Here is a 24,308-nt window from a genome sequence, read left to right as displayed (position 1 = left end):
TAATTACTCTCCCTCCGAATGATTTTTTAATTCTGATTCCATATGTTCAATCAGGTTTTCGCAGTTACAGACACGGCAGTGTTCGTTCTGAATAATCTGATTCACACATTCTACGGCATCTTCTAACTTGTCATTAACAACAAGATAGTCATAGGACTTCATATATGCCACTTCTTCGCCGGCACGCTTAAGTCGTTTGCTAATCTGTTCCTCGGTCTCAGTTCCTCTTCCTTTTAAGCGGGAAGCAAGTTCTTCATAAGATGGTGGCGTGATAAAAATCAATACCGCTTCCGGAAACTGCTCTTTTACAAGCATACCGCCCTGCATTTCAATCTCCAAAAGAACATCTTTTCCTTCTGCAAGCTGATCTTTTACAGCCTGTTTCGGTGTGCCATAATAGTTACCGACATATTCTGCCCACTCGATTAACTCACACTGTTCTATCATATGTTCAAATTCCTCACGGGTATGAAAATAGTATTCACGCCCATTTACTTCTCCCTCTCTTGGCTTACGTGTCGTAGCCGATATAGAGAGAAAGTATGGATATTTTTCAATCAATTGTTTCATAATGGTCCCTTTTCCGGCACCGGAAAAGCCTGAAATAACGGTTAAAACGCCTTTCTTTGACATAGAGAAAGCTCCTTTCGTTTATTGATTCATTCTTGCAGCAATGGTTTCCGGCAGTAATGAGGATAATACAATGGTCTGATTATCCAATACTAAAACTGCTTTTGTTTTGCGGCCGCAAGTGGCATCAATCGCAGCCCCCTGGTCTTTTGCCTGCTGGATTAACCGCTTAACCGGAGCAGCATCCGGACTTACGATACTGTAAACCTTATCACTGTTTACTACATTGCCAAAACCAATATTAATAAATTGCATCGTATGCGCCTTTCTATTCGATATTCTGAATCTGTTCACGAATTTTCTCGATTTCGGTTTTTAAATCAATTCCATACTCGGAAACTTCGGAATCATTTGCTTTGGATAATGTCGTGTTTGCCTCACGATTCATTTCCTGAATTAAGAAATCCAGTTTACGCCCGATGTTTTCTCCGGCCGCTAAGGTTTCTTTGACATGCTCAACATGAGTACGCAAACGAACCATTTCCTCATCGACACAAATTTTATCGCTAAACATAACAATTTCTGTTGCCAAAAGATTTTCATCGATTTGTGTATCACCAAGAAGCTGTTCGACTTTCTCGGTAATTTTCTTTCGGTATTCTTCTACAATCTGAGGAGAACGCGTTTCTATTTTATCTACTAAATCAGAAATATGATCCAGTTTTTCTGATAAATCTTTTGCTAATTTTTCTCCCTCGATGCGTCGGCTTTCCGCAAATTTTTCACAAGCATCACGTAATGCCTGTGTCACAATCGGAATCCATTCTTCTTCGTTGTCATCCTCTTCTGCTTTTGTAAAAACATCCGGAAATCGTGCCAATTGATAGGCCTGAATCGTTCCGTCAATCGAAAATTCATCTGCCATTTGGGAAATGCCGCTTAAATAAGCAGCTGCAATTTGAGGATTATACTGAATCGATTCAGCGTTTTCCTGCAATTGTTCCATGGAAACGAAAATATCGATTTTTCCTCTTTTTGCAAACTCTTTCACCTGATTTCGAATGGCAGGCTCATAAAAATTTAATTTTCTTGGGAGACGAACCGACAAATCCAGATAGCGGTGATTCACCGACTTCATTTCGATGGTAACCTTATATTTTTCATTGGCTGCCTCACCGCGGCCAAATCCCGTCATGCTCTGAATCATGATAAGCCTCCTTTTTTATCCAATCTGTATTATTATAGAGCATCGCAGTCGATAAGTCAAGTTTGTTGCCCTCTTTCCGGAAATATTGTATAATAGGAAAAGATGAAAAGAAAGGATGAATACGCATGGCATTTGATGGTTTTACAATTGCTGCCTTAGTCAGCGAAATGGACGCCAAATTAACCGGTGGTCACATACAAAAAATTGCACAGCCGGAGGCAGACGAACTTCTGCTTTCCATAAAAAATAATAAAACACAGTATAAATTGCAGATTTCAGCGAGTCCTTCTCTCCCGCTGATTCATTTGACAAATTCACCAAAACCTTCGCCATTTACAGCGCCGGGATTTTGTATGCTGTTAAGAAAACATTTAGGTGGAGCAAAAATTCTGTCATTTGAGCAGGTCGGATTGGAACGCGTTATTAGAATTCAGTTAGAAAACCTGAATGAATTAGGGGATGTTGTTCAAAAATCACTGATGGTCGAGATTATGGGAAAACACAGTAATATTATTTTAGTCGACGAAAAAAATACGATTGTTGACAGTATTAAACATATTAATGGATTAACCAGTTCTGTCAGACAGGTACTACCCGGGCTTGATTATTTTATACCAAATACACAACATAAAATAAATCCATATGAGGTTACTACAAATGACTGGAATGAAACTCTTTTTATAAAACCGGTTTCGATTGCAAAAATGTTATACGGCTCCTTATCCGGATTTAGCTCTTCGCTCTCTCACGAACTCGCTTATAGAAGTCACCTCGACGGAGATGCACCAACGGCTTCCTTAAACGGGAATGATAAATCGGCGTTGATGGAACAGTTTCGCAGCATAATGCAGCAAACAAAAGGAAGGGATTTTTCTCCTTGTATTGTTTTTCGAGGGGCAAAACCGATTGATTTTGGTGCTTTTTCATTTGCGATGTACACAGACTGCACCTGTAAAACATATGAATCGATGTCCGAAGTGGTAGAAACCTTTTACGGGGAAAAGGATACGCTTGAGCGCATCAGACAAAAATCAATTGATTTGCGTAAATCCGTGACTAATATTTTGGAGCGGAACTATAAAAAACGTGATATGCAGTATAAGCAATTGAAAAAAACAGATGGAAAAGAGAAATATAAAGTGTACGGTGAATTACTGACAACATATGGTTATCAGCTCTCCGAGACAGATACTTCGCTAACTTGTGTGAATTATTATAATAACGAAGAAATAACAATTCCGGTTGATGAAACGATGACGGCAATTGAAAATGCAAATAAGTATTTTGCCCGTTACAACAAACTAAAACGTACCGAGGAGGCCGTCAAAGAGCAGCAGGAAGAAACCGAAGAAACTATTACACATCTGGAATCCATTATGACAGAACTTGATATTGCACGAAAAGAAGAAGATTTACTAGTCATAAGGCAGGAATTAAGTGATTTTGGATATATGAAGGAAAAGCGATTAGGGAAAAAAAGGAAACCGATAAAAAAAAGTAAACCACTCCACTTTATTTCCAGTGACGGGTATGATATTTTTGTTGGAAAAAATAATTACCAGAATGACGAACTGACCTTTAAGACAGCAACCGGAAATGATTGGTGGTTTCATGCTAAAAACATGCCCGGTTCTCATGTGATTGTGAAAACAAATGGCGAAGAACCGCCGATTAAAACGTTTGAAGAAGCGGGAAGTTTAGCTGCCTATTTCTCTAAAGGAAAAGGGGCAGACAAGGTGGAAATTGACTACACACAGAAGAAAAATGTAAAAAAACCAAACGGAGGAAAACCGGGATTTGTTGTATATTATACCAATTATTCCTTAATGGCATCCTCCCATATTGAGGGAATCCGGTGCGTAAATGCCGAAGATTCCGTATTTCTTGAAAGGAGTTATGTGTAATGGCAGTCAAAATGGACACACACATTCACACGTCATTTTCAACAGATAGCGAAACTGATATGCAGGAACAGATTTTAACTTCTTACAAAAAAGGCTTAGAGGGAATCTGCATTACTGACCATATGGATTACAATTTCCCAGAATCTGCGCTGGAACATCCGGTTGACGGGATTCCGTTCTGTTTTGATTTGAATGATTATTTTAAGCGTATTCATACACTGCAAAAGACTGCACCACTCTCTGTCTATACCGGTGTGGAGTGTGGTATGCAGCTTATTACTGATGTAGTGGATAAAAATAAAGCGTTATGCCGAGATAAAGAGTTTGATTATATTATTGGCTCACTTCATTTGGTTGACGGAAAAGATCCATACTATCCCTCATTTTGGGAAAATCAAGAACCAGCCGAGTGCATTCAAACGTATTTTGAAAAGATTTATGATAATATAACAACATTTCATGAAATGGATTCTTTGGGACATCTGGATTATATCGTCCGGTATGCACCGACAGATTACAAATACCAGCCGGAGCAATTTAGAGAAATTTTAGAAGCTATTTTGCAAACGCTGATTCAAAAAGACCTTGCGCTTGAAATTAATACTTCCGGATTTAAGACACCTCTTTCACGTCAAAATCCACATGAGAAAATTATTGAATGGTACTTAGCACTTGGCGGCGAAATGGTAACGATTGGTTCAGATGCTCATTCTCCTGAATTTTTGGCGTTTCATTTTGATGAAGTGGCAGTCCTATTAAAAAAATACGGAATCCGTCAATATACAGTGTTTGAAAAACGGACTCCGGTATTTTATGATATTTAATGCCTGTTATTTTCGAGAAAAATATGATATTTGGCGTTTAAATTTCTGTTTTTTTCAATTATTTCTTTTAATGCATCTACTGTTCTATCAATTTCTTCCTTCGTTGTATGGGAAGAAAGGGTAAAACGGACAGTTCCTCTTGCCAAACTGCCGGTTAATCCAATTGCTTCAATTACATGAGAGGTGATGGATTGACCAGCATTGCAGGCGGAGCCGGCAGAGACGCAAATTCCTTCCATATCTAACAAAATAACAATCGTTTCTCCATCGACAAAAGAAAAACTTATATTGATGTTATTAGGAAGGCGTTTTCTTCTTGAACCATTCAAATGACAATAAGGAATTTCCTGCTCTATTCGGTGAATCATGTAATCACGTAATTGCGACATCATATTTGATTTTTCCATTAAGATTTCGTTTACTAATTGAGCCGCTTTTCCCATACCAACAAGAGCAGGAACATTTTCTGTACCGGCGCGGAGTCCGCTCTCTTGTTTTCCACCGTGATGGAAGGAAGGCAAATTCACTCCTTCCCGTATATACAAAAATCCGACACCTTTTGGGCCATAAAATTTGTGTGCACTGGCACTTAATAAATCTACATTCATTTTTGTGATGTCAATCGGAATCTGTCCATATGCCTGAACGGCGTCAGTATGAAAAACAGCCCTGCTGTTTGCTTTTACAAGTGATGCAAGCTCAGGAATTGCCTGAATTGTGCCAATCTCATTATTTGCAGTCATAATGGATACCAAAATGGTATCTTTACGCAATGCCTGCAGCAATTTCTCCGGTTTTATAAACCCCTGTTCATCCACATCTAAATAGGTAATTTCAAAACCTTTTTCTTCCAAATAGGCACATGTATTTAATACGGCATGATGTTCTATTTTTGAAGTAATAATATGATTTCCGTTCTTTTTGCACTGCTCGGCAGTGCCGATGATTGCCCAGTTATCTGATTCCGTTCCACCCGAGGTAAAATAGATGTTTTGCGGGTTGGCACAATTAAGCGTTTTGGCAATTCGCTTTCGTGCCGTTAATAATGCAGACTTATTGGCGACACCTAAGTCATATACACTGGATGGATTTCCGTAGGAATCCTTTAAATAAGGCATCATTTCTTCTAACACTTGTTCTGAAAGAGGCGTGGTGGCGGCGTTATCCAAGTAAATCGTCTGACTCATACCTCATACCCTCTCTCTTGTATCTATCACTATATCTTATGCATTATTCGACAGATTGTGACAAATTACATTAGCGAATGGTAATTTTATGATAGGAACGCTTACCGATTCCGTTTTTGCGTACAATTTCTTCACTGTGAACTTCCTGCTCAGGCTCAATCTCTTCTGGCGGAACAGTAAAATCAACAGCCTCCGGTGTATCGGACGCTTCCAACGTATTGAATGTTTGCGGTGCTTCCTCCATGCTTGTAGCAACTGTTTCAATAATTGGTTTGGAATCATCTTTCCACTGATTTTCTAAATCATGGATTGTTGGAACTTCATCATATTCACTGATATTTGAATACTGGTCATCCAAAGGAATACTAACCGGCTGAATATCAAAATCAAATTTTGGTTTCTGATATTTGGGCAGGGTGCTTTTGGATGGCTTAAGAGGCAGTGCTTCAGATAATTCTACCTTTTCTTCATCGCGCTCAATTACATCCGCCATATCTTCCTGGGCACTCTCGTTCATACGTTTAATCGGTTCAGCCATATCCAGACGGTTAAGTAAATTACTTAACTGTTCCTCTTCTGTCTGTGCCGATAAGTAAGTATTTTCAACCAGTGCATCCGAAGGAGTTTCCGGCTCTTCTTCAATTTCCATCTGTTTTTCTATAAATTCTTCCGGCATCGTCCACTCAGGAATTTTATCTTTCATTTTTCCTAAGGTTTTCAAGATAAGATTTTCCTTTTCTTTCGCTTCTTTGTGCGGTAACGCCTCTTTTGGTTCCGGTACAGGTTCTGGTTTTTCTTCGCGTTTAGGTTCTTCACTCTTTGTTGCAGTTTCCAAATTTTTTGTTTCCAAATTTTCTGTCTCGGCATTTTCCGGTTCAAGCATTTCTGCTTCATTTTTTTCTGTTTCCGGCAGAATTTCTTCCGGCAAAAGGATATTACTGAATCCGTAGCCGGTTAAAATTGGCAGAAAACATGTAATGCAGTAAAAAATATTTGTGTGTTCAGAGCACAAAATATAGTAACATACAGCTGCAAAAAACGTGATAAGAACCGGTCCAATATAAGAAAACCGATTTCGAATAGCATAATATCCGGCTAAAACAGAAAAGAAGAAGAAAAGCATAACAAACACACCGTTTGAAAATGGTGCAAAAAAGTAAAATAATGGTTTCGCATATTTTAAAAGAATGTAATCTACCATGGTACGCCAGCCATCCAATGGAAGGGATGCATCTTTTACAAAAGTTATATTTGTAACAATTGTTTTTTCAAAGAAAAACAATACTGCTAATATGCCTGCCGTAAATACAAGAAAATAAACGGCGCATAAACTACCTTTTGAAAAAATGGATGGATTCGGATTTTTTTGTCCGGCAAAAAACAAAGCCAGAAAACACCCCAAAAATAAAACGGTTACAAGTGGATTGATTCGAACAGCAAATGCGAAAACCACGCCAAGAAACAAAGCACCGAAAACGCAGGAAAAAACACTTGTTTTCTCTCCGAATCTTAAAGCCTTTAACCAAATCAAAAAACAAAGATATGGAATTAAAAAGCTAAACATATTCAGCGTCATCTGCTCCGGAAGATACTGTGCCTGATTCAGATAAATAACTAAATAAATACTGCTTGCAAAACTGATAATTCCACAAATCCGTCCACTGCAGAGACGTCCAATTGCATAAATGCATAAAGTCAGTACCAAAGATGTAGCAGCTGTTTTCCATCCGTAAACCAAGTTCTGCCACAAGAAAAGACCTACGCCGACAAGAACAACAATAATCGTCTCTAAAATAATAGAAATAGGACGACTATTCTCGGCAATAATTAACCATTTTTTTTGTTTTATAAAGTACGCGGCAATTAGAAAAAGCAGTACGCCAAAAACAACGCCTCCTACCAGAAAATATCTATTTTGAGAATTGGTCATAACCAAATTGATAATCTCAAACATGCTTAAAAGTGCGACCGGTAAGTAAAAAAGGGCACACACAACACGAAAAACATTTCTTTTTAATAACACAGGTATCTCTCCTTTTGTACATAAACATTCCTATTTATCATACTATAAAATAATGATTTTAACAACATTTTTTCGTGATTTGACACATATATTAATAAAAAAAGAATGAGGTGTGCGGTGAAAGACCAATTATTAAAGGGAACAATGATTTTAACAATCGCCGGATTTGCCACAAGAGTTATTGGCTTTTGCTATCGAATTTTTCTTGCCGGTGAATTAGGGGAAGTAAATTTAGGAATTTACCAATTAATTTTTCCGGTCTATTCGATTTGTTTTACAATTTATGCCGCTGGCATCCAGACAGCTGTATCACAGTTGATCTCGCATCAGCCCCAAAAAAATCATGGACAAATTATAAAAGCCGGTATTACACTTTCTCTTTGTCTGGCAGTCATTTTGTCGTTTAGCCTTTTTTCTTTCCGCACAGTAATTGCACATTCTTTTTTAGGTGCAGATAAAACGGCACCGCTTCTTTTTGTTTTGGCTTTTATCTTTCCTTTTTGTGGTGTCACTTCCACAATCAATGGATATTTTTACGGAAAAAACAATGCCAGGATTCCGGCTGTCACACAGATTATTGAGCAGTTAGTCCGGGTTGTTTTTGTTGTCTCTTTCTGCTTTTACGACTTGCTTCCGGTTTCGTCTCTTATTTTGTCCGTAGCCGGACTTGTCATTGGTGAACTGGCAAGCAACTTTTATAATATGTATCATTTGATAAAAGAGTCTTCCTTTACCCATCTATTTTGTCAAAAAGCTCAGTTTGGTAATGTAATTCGTATGGCACTGCCACTCACCGGCACAAAATTAATTATTGCACTTCTTGGCAGTGTAGAATCGGTTTTCATTCCGCCGATTTTATGCAGGGCAGGTTCCTCTTTAGAAGATGCACTGGCAATTTATGGAATTTTGACAGGTGTTGTACTGCCTTTTATTCTTTTTCCGGGAACCATTACAAACTCACTTTCTGTTCTTTTACTGCCAGCCATATCCAGAGCAAGTGGCAAAAAAGATAATCACCATGTGCGGCAGACAACTTCTGTTACAGTCCGTTATTCCCTACTGCTTGGCGTGCTCACCTGTGCTGTCTTTTTAAATTATGGAATGGACCTTGGACAATTTGTGTTTCACAGCGAAAATGCCGGAAAACTTTTGACGCTGCTTGCTTTCTTATGCCCATTTCTATATGTGACAACAACTTTAGGCAGCATTATCAATGGACTCGGGAAAACGGTAATCACTTTTGCTTTTACCGTAATTGGTCTTATCATTCGAATTGGCTGCCTGTTTTTTCTGGCTCCTGTTTATGGAATCTTTGGTTATCTGTTCGGACTTTTATGCAGCCAGATTGTCATCTGTTTGTGTCATGGAATCTACCTGATGAAGAAAACACACATTACCATTCAGGTTGCAAAATATTTTGTCTGGCCGTTTGTTTTTCTTGTGAGCCTTCTCTATATTAGTAAAATATTCTGCCGTAACCTGATTCATTTAACAAATCAGCCTTATTTATCATACTTATTGCTGATTCCGGTTCTTTTTGTATCCTTTTTGTATTTTTATCAATGTGGCTTGATTTCCAAAAAGGATATTAAGCTTTTTCGTTAGCCTCTTCAATCATCTGAGCAAGTGTGGCTTCCTCAATAATCGGAACCGAAAGTTCTTTTGCTTTTTTGTTTTTAGAGGACTGGGAAGTAATATCATTATTCACCAGATAACTGGTGTTTTTGCTGACACTTCCTGCCACTTTCCCACCGAGCGATTCAATCATGTCTTTGCACTGATTACGGTTATCAAATGTATTTAATGTCCCTGTGATAACAAAGGTAAGGCCGGCAAATGGCTGATGCTCTTTTTTCTCCGGATAAGAAACAATAAGCAGGGCATCTAAATTCTTTAACTGTTCCTGATTGTTTTTATCTGCGAAGTACCGGACAAAAGATTTTGCTAATACCTCTCCAATGCCATCCACTTGAAGCAGGTCTTCTTCTGTGATTTCCTGCATTTTTATAATCGGATACGGGTATTTTTCAGCAATAAGTTTTGCCATACTTAAGCCAATGCCTTTAATGCCAAGGCTGTATAGTAAATTGGCAAGTGGTATTTGTTTTGCCTTTTCAATAGACTCAATGAGATTGTCGTAGGATTTTTCACCAAACCCTTCCATCTCAACAATTTTATCCTGATATTTTTCTAAATAAAAAATGTCTGTCAATGAATGAATCATGCCATCTGCTACAAATTTTTCAAGTGTGGATTCTGATAAGCCGTCGATGTTCATAGCATTACGACTTACAAAATGTGTCAGCAGTTTTATTTTCTTTGCATAACACTCTTTATTTGGACAGAGCAAAAAGACAGAACCGTGTTCCTGCTCTAATGTTGTAGACGCACCGCAGACCGGACATTTATCAGGAATTACGCACGTTCCGCTCTGTGTTTTGTTTTCCTGTATCTGAGGAATAATCATATTGGCCTTATAGACTAATATTTTATCACCAATTCCCAATTTCAGTTCTTTCAAAATGCTTACATTATGAACACTGGCACGGGAAACAGTGGTTCCTTCTAATTCAACAGCATCAAAAACGGCAACCGGGTTAATCAAGCCAGTACGTGAAGCACTCCATTCAATTTCCCGAAGCGTCGTTTCTGCCAGTTCATCCTGCCATTTAAATGCAATCGAATCATGAGGAAATTTAGCTGTACGTCCAAGTGTAGCACTATAGGCAACATCATCAAAAGTCAATACCAAACCATCACTTGGCAAGTCAGACTGCTTTACATAATTTGAAAAATAAGTTATCATGTCTTCTATGTTTGAAGCAGAAACTTCACGGTAAGGTGCCACTTCAAAGCCCTGTTTCACAAGCCAAGAAAGCCCCTCTTTTTTCTTTGTGAATGAAATTTCATCTCCAATCGAAATAATATTATAGGCGTAGAAATGAACACGGCGTTTTGACGTAATCTCGTTATTTAACTGTCGTACGCTTCCGCTGCAGAGGTTTCGCGGATTTTTATACTGTTCTTCTACATTTTCCTGCTTATTTAATTCTTTAAAATCGGAATATCGAATCAAAGCTTCACCACGAACAATTAAAGTGCCGGTATACTGAATATGTCCCGGTATATTTACAAACGTTTTTGCATTATTTGTGATGACTTCTCCAATTTCACCATTTCCACGTGTCAATGCTTTTACTAATTCACCGTTTTCATAAGTCAAAATAATACTCAAGCCATCTAATTTCATTGACAAAAGGCCCTGCTTGTTTCCAAGCCATGCAACCAAATCCGCCGGTTCTTTTGTTTTATTTAAAGAAAGCATTGGCTGAACATGCTGCTCTTTTGGAAGTTCACTAATGGTTTCATATCCGACATGAATGGTTGGGCTGTTGTTCATCGTAATGCCGGTTTCTTTTTCCAATGCAAGCAGTTCATCATAAAGTTTATCATATTCAAAATTTGACATCTCTTCACCCTGCCCCTGATAATATACTTTGGCAGCGTGGTTCAAACGTGAAATCAATTCTTTCATGCGGGATACATTCTCCATTATTCTGCTTCTCCTTTATTCTGTGCCAGATTTTTCAATGTTTTTATTTCGGATGGTGTCAGCTCACGCCATTTACCGACAGGGAGCGAACCAAGTTCAATATTCATAATCCGGATTCTTTTCAAACTGGTGACACGATAGTCAAAATATTCACACATTCGACGAATTTGACGGTTTAATCCCTGCGTTAATGTAATGTAGAAGCAGTCCTTTCCCATCCGGCGTATCTTACATGGTCTGGTTATTGTATCTAAAATTGGTACACCCTGAGCCATTGCCTGCAATACAGAATCCGTAATTGGTTTATTTACATGAACAATATACTCTTTTTCGTGATAATTGCTTCCCCGTAAAATATCGTCCATCAATTGTCCATTATTGGTAAGAAGCAATAAACCGGTAGATTCTTTATCCAGTCTTCCTACCGGATAAATCCGCTCCGGGAAATTCAAGTAATCAATTACATTATTCTTATCTATTTTGCTTGTCGTGCACACAATACCGGCAGGCTTGTGAAATGCAAGAAGATATTCTTTTTGGCAAGGAGTAATTGTTGTATGATGAACCATTACCGTATCGCCGGGCATCACTTTTGTTCCCATTGTTGCCAAAGTACCGTTAATCCATACTTCCCCTTTTTCAATCAGCCGATCAGCTTCTCTTCTGGAGCAGTAGCCACACTGACTCATATATTTATTAATTCGCGTACCTGTTTCCTGCATAGTTTTATCATCCTTTATTCTCTTTACTTAGGAATAAAATGGTACGTCTGACGATTCAAACGTACCATCTTTGTAATTCATTTTCTTTTGTCAGTTTGCTGCTGGTGCACTACTTGCACTCGGAACGGAACTTGGTGCCGTACTCGGAGCAGTGCTTGGAACTGCGGTTCCATTATTCGCAGCTGATGCTGCCGGTGATGCGGAAGCACTTTCACCATTTGCTGCCGCTTTAATCTCTTTTTGCATTTTCTGATAATACTGTTTAAAGGTGGCATCCTTTTCCAATATATCGGACATGCTTTTGTTTACTTCCTGCTTCAATTTCTGAATTTCTTCGTTCTTATCTGCCAGGTTAATAAACTCCACTTCGGAATTATCCAAAGCACTAAAGTAAATGACATACTTTCCTTCGGATGTTATTTTAACATAATACTTGGTCAAACAAGGAACCCAGCTTTCAATATTCTTTAACTTCATGTTATACTTTACATAAACACGATACGAATCCATTTCCTCATTTTTAATGCAATAACAATCAAAATCCTTATAGTTTTCCACATAACTGGCTAATATCGTATAGCGATCTTTTGGAATTCTGCTTGGATCACTGACTAACTCGCTTAAAGCGTCCATATTGACGGACTTTTTAGCATTAAAGTAATTTTCAATCAGTTTATTAATGTCTTTGTTCTCGTTTAAGTTCAAATCTGCTGTCTGTGCATTCTGATTCGGACTTCCGTTATCCAAAAAGACAAGTGCTACAAATCCAAGTGCCATAACAACAATGGATGCAATGATGACCATTTTCTTATATTTTAATTTCATAGTATATTCCAGCTTTCTATTGTAATTCGTTTTACCCTATAACAGTATAGCAATTTTTGGTGTCTTTGTCTATTCTTTTAAGCCATTTTTTATCTGCTTAAGCTCCTCTATGGAGAATGAATAATTGGAATTACAAAAATGGCAATGCAGTTCAATTGATTCACCATCTTTTATAATATCTTCCAATTCCTTACTTCCAAGACTTACAAGAGCACGCTCCATACGCTCCTTCGAGCAGTTACAGTGAAAGCAAACCGGAAGTTTTTCTTCTGACAGTTCCACCTCAAAGCTATCTAAAATTGCCGCAAGAATCGATTCCGGAGAATGGCCTTTCTCGAACAAGGTTGTTACCGGTTCAATGGAGGCTAAACGCTTTTCTAATATTTCGATGGTTTCTTCCTCGACATCCGGCATAAGCTGAATGATATAACCACCAGCCTGCGCAACGGTATTGTTTTTATTCATCAGCACACCTAATGCTACCGATGATGGAGTCTGCTCCGATGCTGCAAAATAATATGTGAGATCCTCTGCAATTTCCCCGGAAACCAACTGCACCTGTCCGGAATACGGCTCTTTCATGCCGATATCCTTAATTACCGTTAAAACGCCTAAATCAAGTGCACCTCCAACATCCAGCTTGCCATCTTTTCTGGCAGGAAGAGATACCACCGGATTTACTGCATAGCCTTTTACATGCCCAAAAGCATCTGCTGTTACTGTGAGTCCCTGCACCGGTCCGCTGCACTGAATCTGCAGTGTCAATAAATCTTTCTCCCCCTTCATCATGGCACCCATCATAGCACCACCGGATAATAATCTGCCAAGTGCCGCGGTAATGACAGGGCTTGTTTGATGACGGCTTCTTGCCTCTTCTACTAAATTTCTTGAAGTAATGGCAAAACAGCGAATTTGACCATTTGCCGCTGTACCACGTACGATATAATCCTTTTTGTTCTCCATGTAATCTCTCCTTTTAAGCCAGAGTCTAATGCATAAAAAGAATGCACCTGGAGGGATTCGAACCCCCGACCAAAGGCTTCGGAAGCCTCTACTCTATCCACTGAGCCACAGATGCATTACTCATCTATTATATATCAATGGATTCGACTTTGTAAAGTGTTTTTTACATATAAAACGATTTTTCCTTATGGTCATAATAGTAGGCACAATCGGACAAAATTTCCTCCTCTTTTACATGATTTTCATTGATTTCTTTTACCATATCGGATAATTTTGATAATGACAAGGAACCATCTTCTGCCGGCATAATAATCAGTTCATGAATACTGCTTGGAATCACATATAAATCCGTACCCAGTTTTTCTGCCAGTCCATCCAGTAATCCATGATATAACAATACAGATGCACCATTAATCTGATACTTATTTGTCATAATATGCATCGGAATAGGCTTATTGGAATCCCCGGCAGGTTCAATTGCGCAGTTAATCTCTCCCATAAGTAATTCCAGCGTGTGTTCCATCGTATCAATTACCGGAGGCAAAAGAATGGGTGTGTTTTTTTCGGCAATAATATAGAGTGATTTTGCGGAAAGTCCCCATTTTCCTGCCAATTCATTTGTTACGCAGATTGATTCCATACCTTCTTTCGATACATGATGAATGATATAAAAAACTACCGCCATATTCAGGAAAGGAAGATGTGGTACCGATTCCAAAAATTGTTTATTCCTCTCTTTTGAAACAAGCCGGTATGTTATTTTATTGCTGCAATCGGATAATTCGGCAGAAAATTCCTGATATGCTTCTATCTTATCCTCAAAATCGTGCATCTGCTCATAAATATGACTTGCTGTTTCGGAGATTGTTGTTCTTCCGTGTTCAAATTCAGAGTAAAAATTGTCCAGATAAATTGTAGGTGATACCGTCCCTTCGATTTTTTTCAAAAGAATGGCATACCGTTTTGTATCATTGTTTTTCAGCAAAACACTGCCCTCTAACTGATACTGCTCCGGTGAAAAATAACGATACAGTTCTTCAATCAATTGTTCCATAAAATCTTGTTTTGTCATAATGACTCCCTTCCCATTATTATAACCCATCACCGTGTAACAAAAATTGTATCAGAGAAAAGATGGATTTGCAAGGATTGTTTGACGCTATTTTTGGCGCATTACGACATAAAAAGAAGCCAGCCTTTTTTGAGGCTGACTCCTAAATCGTTATTCATTTAATTGATTAAACAATTCCCTGAGCTGTCATAGCTTCAGCAACTTTCTCAAAACCAGCGATGTTAGCACCTACAACATAGTTTTTCTCAAAACCATATTTCTTTGAAGCATCATCACAAGCATGGAAAATATTAACCATGATACCCTGAAGTTTTGCATCAACTTCATCAAAGGTCCAGCTAAGTCTCTCACTGTTCTGGCTCATCTCAAGTGCAGATGTAGCAACACCACCGGCGTTAGAAGCTTTACCAGGTGCAAACAGAACACCGTTCTCCTGAAGATATTCAGTAGCTTCCAAAGTAGTAGGCATGTTAGCACCCTCAGCAACAGCGATAACGCCGTTAGCAACCAATGCTTTTGCATCATCTAAGTGCAATTCGTTCTGAGTTGCACATGGAAGAGCAACATCACATTTAACAGACCAAACGCCTCTGCCTTCATGATACTCAGCGCTCTTTCTAGCTGCTGCATACTCAGTAAGACGTGCTCTCTTAACTTCTTTTACTTCTTTCAAAAGTTCAACATCGATTCCTTCCGGATCATAAATCCAGCCGGTAGAATCCGAAACGGTAACAACCTTTGCACCAAGCTGCTGAGCTTTCTGTGTTGCGTAAATAGCAACGTTACCAGCACCGGAAACAACAACTGTTTTACCAGCCAAATCATGTCCGTTGCATTTCAACATTTCCTGTGTATAGTACAAAAGACCATATCCGGTAGCTTCTGTACGAGCGAGAGAACCACCGTAAGTAAGTCCTTTACCTGTCAGAACACCTTCATACAGGTTGCGGATTCTCTTATACTGTCCGAACATATAACCGATTTCACGTCCACCAACACCGATATCACCGGCAGGAACGTCTGTATCTGCTCCGATATGTTTGCAAAGTTCTGTCATAAAGCTCTGGCAGAATGCCATAACCTCACGGTCTGATTTACCTTTTGGATCGAAATCAGAACCACCTTTACCGCCGCCAATCGGAAGTCCGGTCAGGGAGTTTTTGAAAATCTGCTCGAAACCAAGGAATTTAATGATACCAAGGTTTACGGATGGATGGAAACGAAGTCCACCTTTGTATGGTCCGATAGCACTGTTAAACTGAACACGGTAACCGGTATTTACCTGTACCTGTCCTTTATCATCAACCCAAGGAACACGGAACTTAATCTGTCTCTCTGGATTAACAAGACGCTCAAGCAAAGCATCTTTACGGAATTTTTCCTCGTTCTGCTCTACAACAGGACGAAGTGATTCAAGAACTTCTTTGGCTGCCTGATGGAACTCCGGCTCAGCAGGGTTCTTCTCGATTAATTCAGCCAATACCTCATCTACGTATGACATAGTCATAACCTCCTTCGTTTTTTGTCACTTAACATTATAAGACGCAAAAACGAAATTGACAAGTAAAAAATTACTTTTGGGCTAAATAACTATTTGTATAGTCAACTTTTCCGCTTACATCCTCTAAAAACCATGACGGTTTTTCAAACAATTTACTTTCTTCAACAGAGTCAAACTCCACTTCTGCCAGAATAAGTCCTTCATAACGGTCATGAAAGATATCCAGTTCTATCATATAATTCTGATATGGGATGCAGTATCTCGTTTTCTTTATGCAGATGCCATCACATTTTTGTTTCAAATGAAAGAAACTATCTTTTGTCAAAGGCATCTCCCGCTCATCCGAAACATTCAATGCCTCGTCATCAACAGCAATGCGGTTTTTATAAGTCAAAATATAGTCGTCATTTTTCCTGCGGATCCGCACGGTCGGTTCCGAACACAGATATCCCTGTTCAATTTCAAACACTTTGACCGCCTGGCTTAAATCCGGAATGTCACTCACTAAAAATTTTTTCTCAATTTCCATTATTCTCACCATCCTGCGGATTTTCAACTGAAATTTTTCCAAGTCTTGCATTGCGGAAATCATCCAAAAGCAAAAAAGCAGCCTTATCATGGTCTAACTCATTTCCTTTTTTCAGACAGCCGCGGTTTACAGCAATTGCATTTAAAATAGCAACGGAATCCTCAGATTCATCAACGGAATATGTTTTACCAAGAATTCCCGGATAACTTGCCGTTAAAAACTCAATCAAATCCAGTGCAAGTTCTACACTCTGGATTAATTCATCTTTAATAGAACCGATAAAAGCTAAATGCTGTCCAACTGTCTGGTCTTCAAACTTCGGCCATAAAATACCCGGTGTATCTAAAAGTTCTACCTGTTTATTTAGGCGAATCCACTGTTTCCCTTTGGTAACGCCCGGTTTATTTCCTGTTTTTGCACATGCTTTTCCGGCAAAACTATTAATAAATGTAGACTTTCCAACATTCGGGATACCAACAATCATAGCACGAACCGGACGATTTTTAATGCCTCGTTTGCGATCGCGCTCAATTTTCTTTTCACAGGCTTTCTGCACTAACGCATTCACCTGTTTTAATTCATTTTTCTTTTTTGAATTGACTGCCAATGCTAAAAAGCCCTGTTTCTCATAATATGAAATCCATGACTGAGTCTTTGCCGCATCCGCCATATCGCTTTTATTTAACAGTAAAATTCTTGATTTTCCCTGTGCCAGCGAATCAATATCAGGATTTTTGCTGCTTCGGGGGATTCTAGCATCCACCAGTTCAATAATGACATCAATTAGTTTGATATCTTCCTGCATGGCACGTTTTGCTTTTGTCATATGCCCCGGATACCATTGAAAATGCATCGAAACTTCCTCCTATTCCGTTTTCTTATCTTCTGCCGTTGGCCCTCCAATTAAGGAAAATGGGTCAAGCCGCAAAATTACTTTTCCGATAATATTCTTTTTCGTAACTTTTGTAAAAGATGAATTCCGACTGTCATCCATGTCATTGCGGCTGTCACTTAGCACAAAATACTCATCGTCTTTGAGCGTAATTTCATTGACTGCCCGTCCGCCGGAATGCATCGCTTCAAAATCATATTTTTCTTTCTGTTCTTCTCCATTAATATAAAGTTTTCCATTTTTAATTTGTACTTTTTCACCGGGAAGACCGGCAACTCTGCGGATGTGAATCATACTGTCACTGTTTATTGTCTCCTCCTCGTCCTGTACTTCCGGATAAAAAGCAATAATCTGATTTCTTTTTGGTGGAAAAAGCACATAAGAAGTTTTGTTTACAATCACATCTTCCCCATTGTAAAGTGTCGTTTCCATGGAACTGCCAATTACACTTACTTTTTTTAAGGCAAACGTAATAATCAGCCAGGCAAGAAATACAACCGCTGCTGCCATAATCAAAAAGCGGATGGCTCCTTTTAGAAACTGCATTCTCTGTTCGTGTTTTTTTTCTTCTTCAAACCTTAAATTCATAGCAATACCCCTTTGCTCATTTACTGAAAAAGACGCATGAGCCAAGCCCATGCGCCTCGATGAAAAGCAAATATTTACTTAACAAGTTCTTTAACCTTAGCTGCTTTACCTATGCGTCCGCGCAGATAATTCAGTTTTGCTCTTCTTACTTTACCAAGACGAACAATTTCGATTTTCTCAACAATTGGAGAATGAAGAGGCCATGTCTTCTCAACACCAACACCATTGGAGAACTTGCGGACAGTAAATGTCTCGCGAGTGCTTCCGCCCTGGCGTTTTAATACAACACCTTCAAAAACCTGTGTTCTTTCGCGCTGTCCCTCTTTTACTTTGGCATATACTTTAACGGTATCACCAACGTGAAATTCAGGTACTTCAGCTTTCAACTGCTCTGCTTCGATTTTCTTGATAATTTCGTTCATTGTTGTTCCTCCTAATCTAATTTTGATGTTCTTAATGATATATTTCCATCAGAGGACCATCTACTTTATTCACAACATTAAAAATATAACATACTTCACTTGTACAAGTCAAGTATTAATTTTCGTCAAAGACCTCTTTGCCAAAGCGCACAGCGATGGAGTTTGCGTGTGCTGTCAAATGCTCTGCTTTCGCAAATTTGATAATGTCCTCATGCGCTTCTTCCAGTGCTTCACGTGAATAGGAAATTACGCTGGATTTCTTGATGAAATCATCAACGGACAATGGGGAGAAGAATTTCGCTGTTCCATTTGTCGGAAGGACATGGTTTGGTCCGGCAAAATAATCGCCAAGCGGTTCACTGGAGTATTCACCTAAGAACATGGCACCGGCATTCTTTACACGCGTCATTGTGTCAAACGGATTTTTCGTAATGATTTCCAAATGCTCGGAAGCAATCTCATTTACCACGTCAATTGCCTCATCCATATTGTCAGCAATCAAAAGGTATCCATAGTTTTCCAAAGATTTTGAAATGATTTCCTTACGGGATAAAGAAGCAACAAAAGTATCCACTTCTTTCGATACCTGTTCTGCCAGTTCACGGCTTGTCGTCACCAAAATTGCGGACGCTAACTCATCGTGTTCTGCCTGGGATAACAAATCAGCAGCCACGTAACGTGGATTTGCAGTTTCGTCTGCAAGCACAAGAATTTCACTCGGGCCGGCAACCGAGTCGATGCTGACATGTCCGTATACCGTTTTCTTGGCAAGGGCAACAAAAATATTACCGGGACCTACAATTTTATCTACTTTCGGAATTGATTCCGTTCCATAAGCGAGTGCTGCAATCGCCTGTGCACCGCCAACCTTTACAACTTCTGAGGCGCCGGCCAAATGAGCAGCTACCAAAGTGACCGGTGTCACTTTTCCGTCTTTTCCCGGAGGAGTTGCCATAACAATACGTTTTACGCCAGCCACTTTTGCAGGAATAATATTCATCAAAACACTGGATGGATAAGCTGCTTTTCCGCCCGGCACATAAACACCAACACTTGCTAATGCTGTAATGCGCTGTCCTAAAATCACACCATCCTCTCTTGTGTGAAACCAGCTGTTTCTCACCTGACGTTCATGAAAATCGCGAATGTTTGCAATCGATTTTTTCATTGTCTCAATTAAGTCAGCATCAACAAGAGAATATGCCTCTTTGATCTCTTCTTCTGTCACATACAAGGTCTCTTTAGAAATATTGGCTTTGTCAAAGCGCTTCGTATAATCAAAGACCGCCTTGTCTCCTTCTTTTTTTACATTTTCCAAAATTTCATTGACTGCTTCCTGATACTCATCATACTGGTTCGGGCTGCGTTTCAACAAATTTTCCAAAATATTTTCTTTTTCCTGTTTGGTAAGCTGTACCATGCGCATGTTACCATTCCTCCTTATTCCAGTGCCTGTTTTAAATCTTTAATCAGTTTCGTAATACGCTCACGCTGCAATTTCATACTTGCTTCATTAACAATCACGCGGGCGGATAATGGACAAATTGTTTCCAATACCTCTAGTCCGTTTGCCTTTAATGTCGAGCCCGTCTCAACAATATCAACAATGACCTCGGACAAACCAACAATTGGTGCAAGTTCAACAGAACCATTTAATTTTACAATTTCCACAGTCTGATGTTTCTGATTATAAAAATAGTTTTTCGCAATTGCCGGATATTTCGAGGCAACACGAATCACCTGATTATTATGCAGCAATTCTTTTGCTGAAGCAGGACCTGCAACACACATATTGCATTTGCCAAGTCCTAAATCCAAAACTTCTAATACTTTTCTTCCCTCTTCCATAATTGTATCGCTTCCTACGACACCTAAATCTGCCGCGCCATACTCCACATAAGTAGGTACATCCGATGTTTTGGAAAGGAAGAATTTTAATTTCAACTCCTCGTTGATAAAAATCAACTTTCTTGTATCTTTGTCTTTCATTTCCTCGCAGGTAATGCCGGTCTGCTCAAGCAGTGCAAGTGTCTGTTTTGCAAGACGGCCCTTTGCGAGTGCAATCGTAATATATTTCATGAAAACCTCCATTTCAAACTTTTGTCTGCATTACATTTCCGATAAGTCAAACTCTGAAATTTCACCGGTGTCATCAATATAAAGGAGCTTGGAAACCTCATTTCGCTTGCCATAGGCAATATACTCACTTAATGGTGTCTGTGCGTCCTTTCGAAGCAGTCTTGCCGGCTGATTATCCGTACGATAAGATTTTGCCATCTCTAACGCTTTTTTTCGATTCGCTGAGCGGTACAAAATCAGGTAATCTTTCTCCTGTGCCTCAATTGGAATCTCCTGGCTTCTAAGTGCTTCCATCAATTGGTCTAACAGTAACGCAAATCCAACCGCGGGGGTCTTTTTACCGAACTGTTCGACCAGATTATCATACCGGCCACCGGTCACAATCGCATCTCCGGTACCATATGTATAAGCCTTGAAAATAACTCCGGTGTAATATTCATAATGCGACAAAAGTCCCAAATCAAATGTGATATGGTCTTCTAAACCGGATACCGACAAAATCTCATAGATTTTTTCTAATCGCTCTAACGCTTTTAAGGCACGTTTGTTTGTGGTCTGTTCCTTAACATAAGTAATGGTTTCGATTCCGCCAAACAAATCCGGCATTTTTACCAAAAGATTTTTACATTCTTGTGGCATATCGCGGTTTTCGAGCATATCCTCAACCGCAAAAATATTTTTGTTATTTAAATAGGTTTTTAACGTCTCGATTTCTTCTTCGGATAAATCCGTCTCCTCAATAAGCCCGCGGAAAATATCAGCGTGTCCAATATCGACTTTAAACTCTTTCAAACCCGATTTTTGCAGACATTCAATCGTCATGGCAATAATTTCACCATCGGCATCGGAAGACGCATCATTCATCATTTCCGCACCGAGCTGTGTGATTTCCGAAAGTTTTCCCTGATAACCGCTTAAGCGGGTAAAGGTACTTCCTGTATAGCACAGACGAATCTGCATTTCTTCTTTTTCATAATACTTAGCCACACAACGTGCAATCGACGGTGTGATATCCGGACGCAGCACAAGCGTATTGTTGTACTGGTCAAAGAACTTAAACATATCAGCAGATTTTACAGTTCCACGTTCTCTGTTAAAAATATCAAAGAACTCAAAAGTAGGCGTTTGAATATTCTTAAATCCATACTGTTTCATAATCGTATGAATTCCCTGCTGAATTTTGGCTCTTCTTTCACAATCTTCTCCGTAGATGTCTCGTACACCTTCCGGTGTAAAGAGTAATGATTTCTGGTCCATCACGGCTCCTCCTTTATTGGTAAACGGCAGTCGGCTGTTCCGGTTTCGGTGTATACCCTGCCTTTTTTAATGCTGCAATAATGGATTCTTTATGGTCATTGCCAAACGCTTCCATCGTAATCGTAAGTTCCACGGCGGCATTTCGGTTAATGCTGACAAACTGGTTATGCTCTAAGCGGATAATATTTCCCTGTGCTTTTGCAATCACATCTGCCACCCGTACCAATTCACCCGGACGGTCCGGAAGCTGGACACTCACGGTAAAGATTCTGCCACGCTGAATAAGTCCGTGCTGAACAACAGAAGACATTGTAATGACATCCATATTACCGCCACTTAAGATACAGACAATTTTCTTGCCTTTGCAGTCTAACTGCTTCAGTGCAGATACCGTAAGCAGACCGGAATTTTCAACTACCATTTTATGATTTTCCACCATGTCTAAGAAATTAACAATCAAATCGTGGTCATCCACGGTGATAATTTCATCTACATTTTTCTGGATATATGGGAAAATATTATGTCCCGGTGTCTTTACTGCCGTACCATCTGCAATGGTATTGACATTTGGTAGAGAGACAACTTTTCCCTGCTTTAACGACTCCTGCATACAGTTTGCACCTGCAGGCTCTACACCAATGACTTTAATATTCGGATTTAATAATTTGGCGAGTGTTGAAACGCCGCATAACAAACCGCCGCCGCCAACCGGTGCTAAAATCATATCAACGGTTGGAAGTTCTTTAATAATCTCCATGGCAATGGAGCCCTGTCCGGTTGCTACCACTTCATCATCAAACGGATGAATAAAAGTGTATCCTTTTTCCTCTGCTAACTGCAAAGCATAAGAACACGCATCGTCATATACATCACCGTGAAGAACTACCTCTGCACCATAGCTTTTTGTGCGGTTTACTTTGATTAACGGTGTTGTATTTGGCATTACAATTACTGCCTTTACCCCAAACAATTTCGCTGCATAAGCAACGCCCTGTGCATGGTTTCCGGCAGAAGCGGTAATGAGTCCTTTTTGTCTGTCCTCTTCTGACATGGTACTGATTTTATAGTAGGCACCACGAACTTTATAAGCACCTGTATACTGCATATTTTCCGGCTTTAAGTAAATTTTTCCGCCGGTCTGTGCACTGTAATACTCACTATATATTAAATTTGTAGGAAGAATTACATTCTGCACCTTTTCACTTGCCTGCTCAAACTGATCTAACGTCATCATCCGGTAAAACACAACCTTTCTCTATTCTTCAAATAATGCATTCACAAACTCTTCGGCATCAAATCTCTGTAAGTCACCAATTTGTTCACCAATTCCGATATACTTAACCGGAATGCTTAATTCTGACTGAATGGCAATCGCAATACCGCCTTTTGCGGTTCCATCAAGTTTTGTTAAAATAACACCTGATACATCTGCCACTTCGCTAAATTCTTTTGCCTGTGCCAGTGCATTCTGTCCCGTTGTACCATCAACAACAATCATGGTCTCTAATAAGGCTTCCGGGTACTCTTTTTCGATGATGGTATGAATCTTGTGAAGTTCTGCCATCAAATTTTTCTTATTATGAAGTCTTCCTGCTGTATCACAGAGAAGAATATCAACATCTCTTGCTTTTGCGGCAGCAACCGCATCGTACACAATCGCAGCCGGGTCAGAACCTTCCTGTCCTGCAATAATATCTACGCCGGCACGATTTGCCCATTCTTTTAACTGATCAATTGCACCTGCACGGAATGTATCAGCGGCAGCAAGCATTACCTTTTTACCCTGATTTTTGAACTGTCCTGCCAGTTTGCCGACACTGGTCGTCTTACCAACACCATTTACACCAATCAATAATAAAACAGACTTTTTGTGTTCAAATTCATAAGCGTCTTCATGAATCTGCATCTGCTCCTTAATGGTATCAATCAAAAGCTGTTTGCAGGCAGAAGCTTCTTTAATTTTTTCTTCTTTTACACGTTCTTTGAGTCCATCAATAATACTCATTGTAGTATTAATACCGATGTCCCCCATTACCAGTAATTCTTCCAGTTCTTCATAAAAATCATCATCAATCTCCGAAAAACCGGTAAACAAAGAATCAATTCCGGAAACGAAAGAATCTCTCGTTTTGGAAAGTCCATTTTTTAATCGTTTGAAAAATCCAACTTTTTCTTCCATTGCTGTCTCCT

Annotated in this window: 23 protein-coding genes and 1 tRNA gene; 3 read left to right on the top strand and 21 right to left on the bottom strand. The window is 39.3% G+C overall.

Annotated features, from left to right (window positions below; translation table 11 throughout):
- Positions 1–3: 3 nt before the first annotated feature.
- Genes gmk through DW019_RS03175 form a run of 3 tightly spaced genes read right to left on the bottom strand, consistent with a single transcriptional unit; the run spans position 4 to position 1,777 of the window.
- Complete coding sequence (gene gmk, locus DW019_RS03185; protein WP_022376826.1) at positions 4–633, bottom strand: guanylate kinase; 630 nt, start codon at positions 631–633, stop codon at positions 4–6.
- A gap of 18 nt (positions 634–651) precedes the next feature.
- Positions 652–885 (bottom strand): DUF370 domain-containing protein, encoded by a 234-nt coding sequence (locus DW019_RS03180; protein ID WP_022376827.1) that lies wholly within the window; start codon positions 883–885, stop codon positions 652–654.
- Between the two features lie 13 nt (positions 886–898).
- Entirely contained in the window at positions 899–1,777 is an 879-nt protein-coding gene (locus DW019_RS03175) for a YicC/YloC family endoribonuclease (protein WP_118442502.1), read from the bottom strand.
- Between the two features lie 125 nt (positions 1,778–1,902).
- Here DW019_RS03175 and DW019_RS03170 point away from each other — a divergent pair, with 125 nt between their 5' ends.
- Both DW019_RS03170 and DW019_RS03165 read left to right on the top strand, forming a co-directional pair.
- Positions 1,903–3,681, top strand: coding sequence for an NFACT RNA binding domain-containing protein (locus tag DW019_RS03170; protein ID WP_118442501.1), 1,779 nt, complete (start codon positions 1,903–1,905; stop codon positions 3,679–3,681).
- A complete protein-coding gene (locus tag DW019_RS03165) occupies positions 3,681–4,505 on the top strand; it encodes a histidinol-phosphatase HisJ family protein (protein WP_117478587.1) in 825 nt (274 codons plus the stop codon). Before DW019_RS03170 ends, DW019_RS03165 begins: the two co-directional genes overlap by 1 nt.
- Here DW019_RS03165 and DW019_RS03160 read toward each other — a convergent pair.
- Both DW019_RS03160 and DW019_RS03155 read right to left on the bottom strand, forming a co-directional pair.
- The gene (locus DW019_RS03160; RefSeq protein ID WP_117478588.1) at positions 4,502–5,692 is read right to left on the bottom strand and encodes a cysteine desulfurase family protein; all 1,191 of its coding nucleotides are present in this window, start codon (positions 5,690–5,692) and stop codon (positions 4,502–4,504) included. The genes DW019_RS03165 and DW019_RS03160 overlap by 4 nt on opposite strands.
- Positions 5,693–5,762: 70 nt before the next feature.
- Positions 5,763–7,715 carry a hypothetical protein gene (locus tag DW019_RS03155; protein ID WP_118442500.1) on the bottom strand — a complete coding sequence of 651 codons (1,953 nt, stop codon included), beginning with the start codon at positions 7,713–7,715 and terminating at the stop codon, positions 5,763–5,765.
- 117 nt (positions 7,716–7,832) lie between these two features.
- On the opposite strand from DW019_RS03155, the gene DW019_RS03150 reads away from it, so the two are divergent.
- Positions 7,833–9,320, top strand: a complete 1,488-nt coding sequence (locus DW019_RS03150) for a polysaccharide biosynthesis protein (protein ID WP_182431031.1) — start codon at positions 7,833–7,835, stop codon at positions 9,318–9,320.
- Here the strand turns inward: DW019_RS03150 and ligA are convergent.
- From ligA to ftsY, 16 genes are all read right to left on the bottom strand, one after another.
- Positions 9,304–11,268 carry an NAD-dependent DNA ligase LigA gene (ligA, locus tag DW019_RS03145; RefSeq protein WP_118442498.1) on the bottom strand — a complete coding sequence of 655 codons (1,965 nt, stop codon included), beginning with the start codon at positions 11,266–11,268 and terminating at the stop codon, positions 9,304–9,306. The two genes, DW019_RS03150 and ligA, sit on opposite strands and share 17 nt — an antisense overlap.
- Positions 11,268–11,990, bottom strand: coding sequence for a pseudouridine synthase (locus DW019_RS03140; RefSeq protein WP_118442497.1), 723 nt, complete (start codon positions 11,988–11,990; stop codon positions 11,268–11,270). The genes ligA and DW019_RS03140 overlap by 1 nt, the downstream gene beginning before the upstream one ends.
- Before the next feature lie 90 nt (positions 11,991–12,080).
- Positions 12,081–12,815 (bottom strand): hypothetical protein, encoded by a 735-nt coding sequence (locus tag DW019_RS03135; RefSeq protein ID WP_118442496.1) that lies wholly within the window; start codon positions 12,813–12,815, stop codon positions 12,081–12,083.
- 69 nt (positions 12,816–12,884) lie between these two features.
- Positions 12,885–13,778 carry an Hsp33 family molecular chaperone HslO gene (hslO, locus tag DW019_RS03130; protein WP_117478594.1) on the bottom strand — a complete coding sequence of 298 codons (894 nt, stop codon included), beginning with the start codon at positions 13,776–13,778 and terminating at the stop codon, positions 12,885–12,887.
- Between the two features lie 42 nt (positions 13,779–13,820).
- A tRNA-Arg gene (locus tag DW019_RS03125) sits at positions 13,821–13,893 on the bottom strand.
- Positions 13,894–13,941: 48 nt separating this feature from the next.
- Positions 13,942–14,850 (bottom strand): DUF5688 family protein, encoded by a 909-nt coding sequence (locus tag DW019_RS03120; RefSeq protein ID WP_117478595.1) that lies wholly within the window; start codon positions 14,848–14,850, stop codon positions 13,942–13,944.
- 166 nt (positions 14,851–15,016) lie between these two features.
- A complete protein-coding gene (gene gdhA / locus DW019_RS03115; RefSeq protein WP_022376839.1) occupies positions 15,017–16,351 on the bottom strand; it encodes an NADP-specific glutamate dehydrogenase in 1,335 nt (444 codons plus the stop codon).
- Between the two features lie 70 nt (positions 16,352–16,421).
- Positions 16,422–16,880 carry a CYTH domain-containing protein gene (locus tag DW019_RS03110; RefSeq protein WP_118442495.1) on the bottom strand — a complete coding sequence of 153 codons (459 nt, stop codon included), beginning with the start codon at positions 16,878–16,880 and terminating at the stop codon, positions 16,422–16,424.
- Positions 16,870–17,733, bottom strand: a complete 864-nt coding sequence (gene ylqF, locus DW019_RS03105; protein WP_022376841.1) for a ribosome biogenesis GTPase YlqF — start codon at positions 17,731–17,733, stop codon at positions 16,870–16,872. Before ylqF ends, DW019_RS03110 begins: the two co-directional genes overlap by 11 nt.
- 12 nt (positions 17,734–17,745) lie before the next feature.
- Positions 17,746–18,360 (bottom strand): signal peptidase I, encoded by a 615-nt coding sequence (gene lepB / locus DW019_RS03100; RefSeq protein ID WP_182431030.1) that lies wholly within the window; start codon positions 18,358–18,360, stop codon positions 17,746–17,748.
- 74 nt (positions 18,361–18,434) lie between these two features.
- Positions 18,435–18,782 carry a 50S ribosomal protein L19 gene (rplS, locus tag DW019_RS03095; protein WP_022376843.1) on the bottom strand — a complete coding sequence of 116 codons (348 nt, stop codon included), beginning with the start codon at positions 18,780–18,782 and terminating at the stop codon, positions 18,435–18,437.
- A gap of 115 nt (positions 18,783–18,897) precedes the next feature.
- A complete protein-coding gene (gene hisD, locus DW019_RS03090; RefSeq protein ID WP_117478598.1) occupies positions 18,898–20,208 on the bottom strand; it encodes a histidinol dehydrogenase in 1,311 nt (436 codons plus the stop codon).
- A 14-nt stretch (positions 20,209–20,222) separates the two neighbouring features.
- Entirely contained in the window at positions 20,223–20,861 is a 639-nt protein-coding gene (gene hisG / locus DW019_RS03085; protein WP_022376845.1) for an ATP phosphoribosyltransferase, read from the bottom strand.
- A gap of 30 nt (positions 20,862–20,891) precedes the next feature.
- A complete protein-coding gene (hisZ, locus tag DW019_RS03080; RefSeq protein WP_022376846.1) occupies positions 20,892–22,118 on the bottom strand; it encodes an ATP phosphoribosyltransferase regulatory subunit in 1,227 nt (408 codons plus the stop codon).
- Positions 22,119–22,131: 13 nt separating this feature from the next.
- Positions 22,132–23,352, bottom strand: coding sequence for a threonine ammonia-lyase (gene ilvA / locus DW019_RS03075; RefSeq protein WP_022376847.1), 1,221 nt, complete (start codon positions 23,350–23,352; stop codon positions 22,132–22,134).
- Positions 23,353–23,373: 21 nt separating this feature from the next.
- Complete coding sequence (gene ftsY, locus DW019_RS03070) at positions 23,374–24,297, bottom strand: signal recognition particle-docking protein FtsY (protein WP_022376848.1); 924 nt, start codon at positions 24,295–24,297, stop codon at positions 23,374–23,376.
- Positions 24,298–24,308 lie beyond the last annotated feature (11 nt).

It is taken from the genome of Clostridium sp. AF37-5 (assembly GCF_003477605.1).
Lineage (GTDB): Bacteria > Bacillota > Clostridia > Lachnospirales > Lachnospiraceae > Eubacterium_F.
Note: the sequence above shows the minus strand (reverse complement) of the source record. Positions and strands in the feature narration are given on the sequence as shown.

What these genes read in the sequence shown, in the direction of transcription:
- gmk (WP_022376826.1), bottom strand. Translation starts at nt 633, where the DNA reads ATGTCAAAGAAAGGCGTTTTAACCGTTATTTCAGGCTTTTCCGGTGCC.
- DW019_RS03180 (WP_022376827.1), bottom strand. Translation starts at nt 885, where the DNA reads ATGCAATTTATTAATATTGGTTTTGGCAATGTAGTAAACAGTGATAAG.
- DW019_RS03175 (WP_118442502.1), bottom strand. Translation starts at nt 1,777, where the DNA reads ATGATTCAGAGCATGACGGGATTTGGCCGCGGTGAGGCAGCCAATGAA.
- DW019_RS03170 (WP_118442501.1), top strand. Translation starts at nt 1,903, where the DNA reads ATGGCATTTGATGGTTTTACAATTGCTGCCTTAGTCAGCGAAATGGAC.
- DW019_RS03165 (WP_117478587.1), top strand. Translation starts at nt 3,681, where the DNA reads ATGGCAGTCAAAATGGACACACACATTCACACGTCATTTTCAACAGAT.
- DW019_RS03160 (WP_117478588.1), bottom strand. Translation starts at nt 5,692, where the DNA reads ATGAGTCAGACGATTTACTTGGATAACGCCGCCACCACGCCTCTTTCA.
- ligA (WP_118442498.1), bottom strand. Translation starts at nt 11,268, where the DNA reads ATGGAGAATGTATCCCGCATGAAAGAATTGATTTCACGTTTGAACCAC.
- DW019_RS03140 (WP_118442497.1), bottom strand. Translation starts at nt 11,990, where the DNA reads ATGCAGGAAACAGGTACGCGAATTAATAAATATATGAGTCAGTGTGGC.
- DW019_RS03135 (WP_118442496.1), bottom strand. Translation starts at nt 12,815, where the DNA reads ATGAAATTAAAATATAAGAAAATGGTCATCATTGCATCCATTGTTGTT.
- hslO (WP_117478594.1), bottom strand. Translation starts at nt 13,778, where the DNA reads ATGGAGAACAAAAAGGATTATATCGTACGTGGTACAGCGGCAAATGGT.
- DW019_RS03120 (WP_117478595.1), bottom strand. Translation starts at nt 14,850, where the DNA reads ATGACAAAACAAGATTTTATGGAACAATTGATTGAAGAACTGTATCGT.
- gdhA (WP_022376839.1), bottom strand. Translation starts at nt 16,351, where the DNA reads ATGTCATACGTAGATGAGGTATTGGCTGAATTAATCGAGAAGAACCCT.
- DW019_RS03110 (WP_118442495.1), bottom strand. Translation starts at nt 16,880, where the DNA reads ATGGAAATTGAGAAAAAATTTTTAGTGAGTGACATTCCGGATTTAAGC.
- ylqF (WP_022376841.1), bottom strand. Translation starts at nt 17,733, where the DNA reads ATGCATTTTCAATGGTATCCGGGGCATATGACAAAAGCAAAACGTGCC.
- lepB (WP_182431030.1), bottom strand. Translation starts at nt 18,360, where the DNA reads ATGAATTTAAGGTTTGAAGAAGAAAAAAAACACGAACAGAGAATGCAG.
- rplS (WP_022376843.1), bottom strand. Translation starts at nt 18,782, where the DNA reads ATGAACGAAATTATCAAGAAAATCGAAGCAGAGCAGTTGAAAGCTGAA.
- hisD (WP_117478598.1), bottom strand. Translation starts at nt 20,208, where the DNA reads ATGCGCATGGTACAGCTTACCAAACAGGAAAAAGAAAATATTTTGGAA.
- hisG (WP_022376845.1), bottom strand. Translation starts at nt 20,861, where the DNA reads ATGAAATATATTACGATTGCACTCGCAAAGGGCCGTCTTGCAAAACAG.
- hisZ (WP_022376846.1), bottom strand. Translation starts at nt 22,118, where the DNA reads ATGGACCAGAAATCATTACTCTTTACACCGGAAGGTGTACGAGACATC.
- ilvA (WP_022376847.1), bottom strand. Translation starts at nt 23,352, where the DNA reads ATGATGACGTTAGATCAGTTTGAGCAGGCAAGTGAAAAGGTGCAGAAT.
- ftsY (WP_022376848.1), bottom strand. Translation starts at nt 24,297, where the DNA reads ATGGAAGAAAAAGTTGGATTTTTCAAACGATTAAAAAATGGACTTTCC.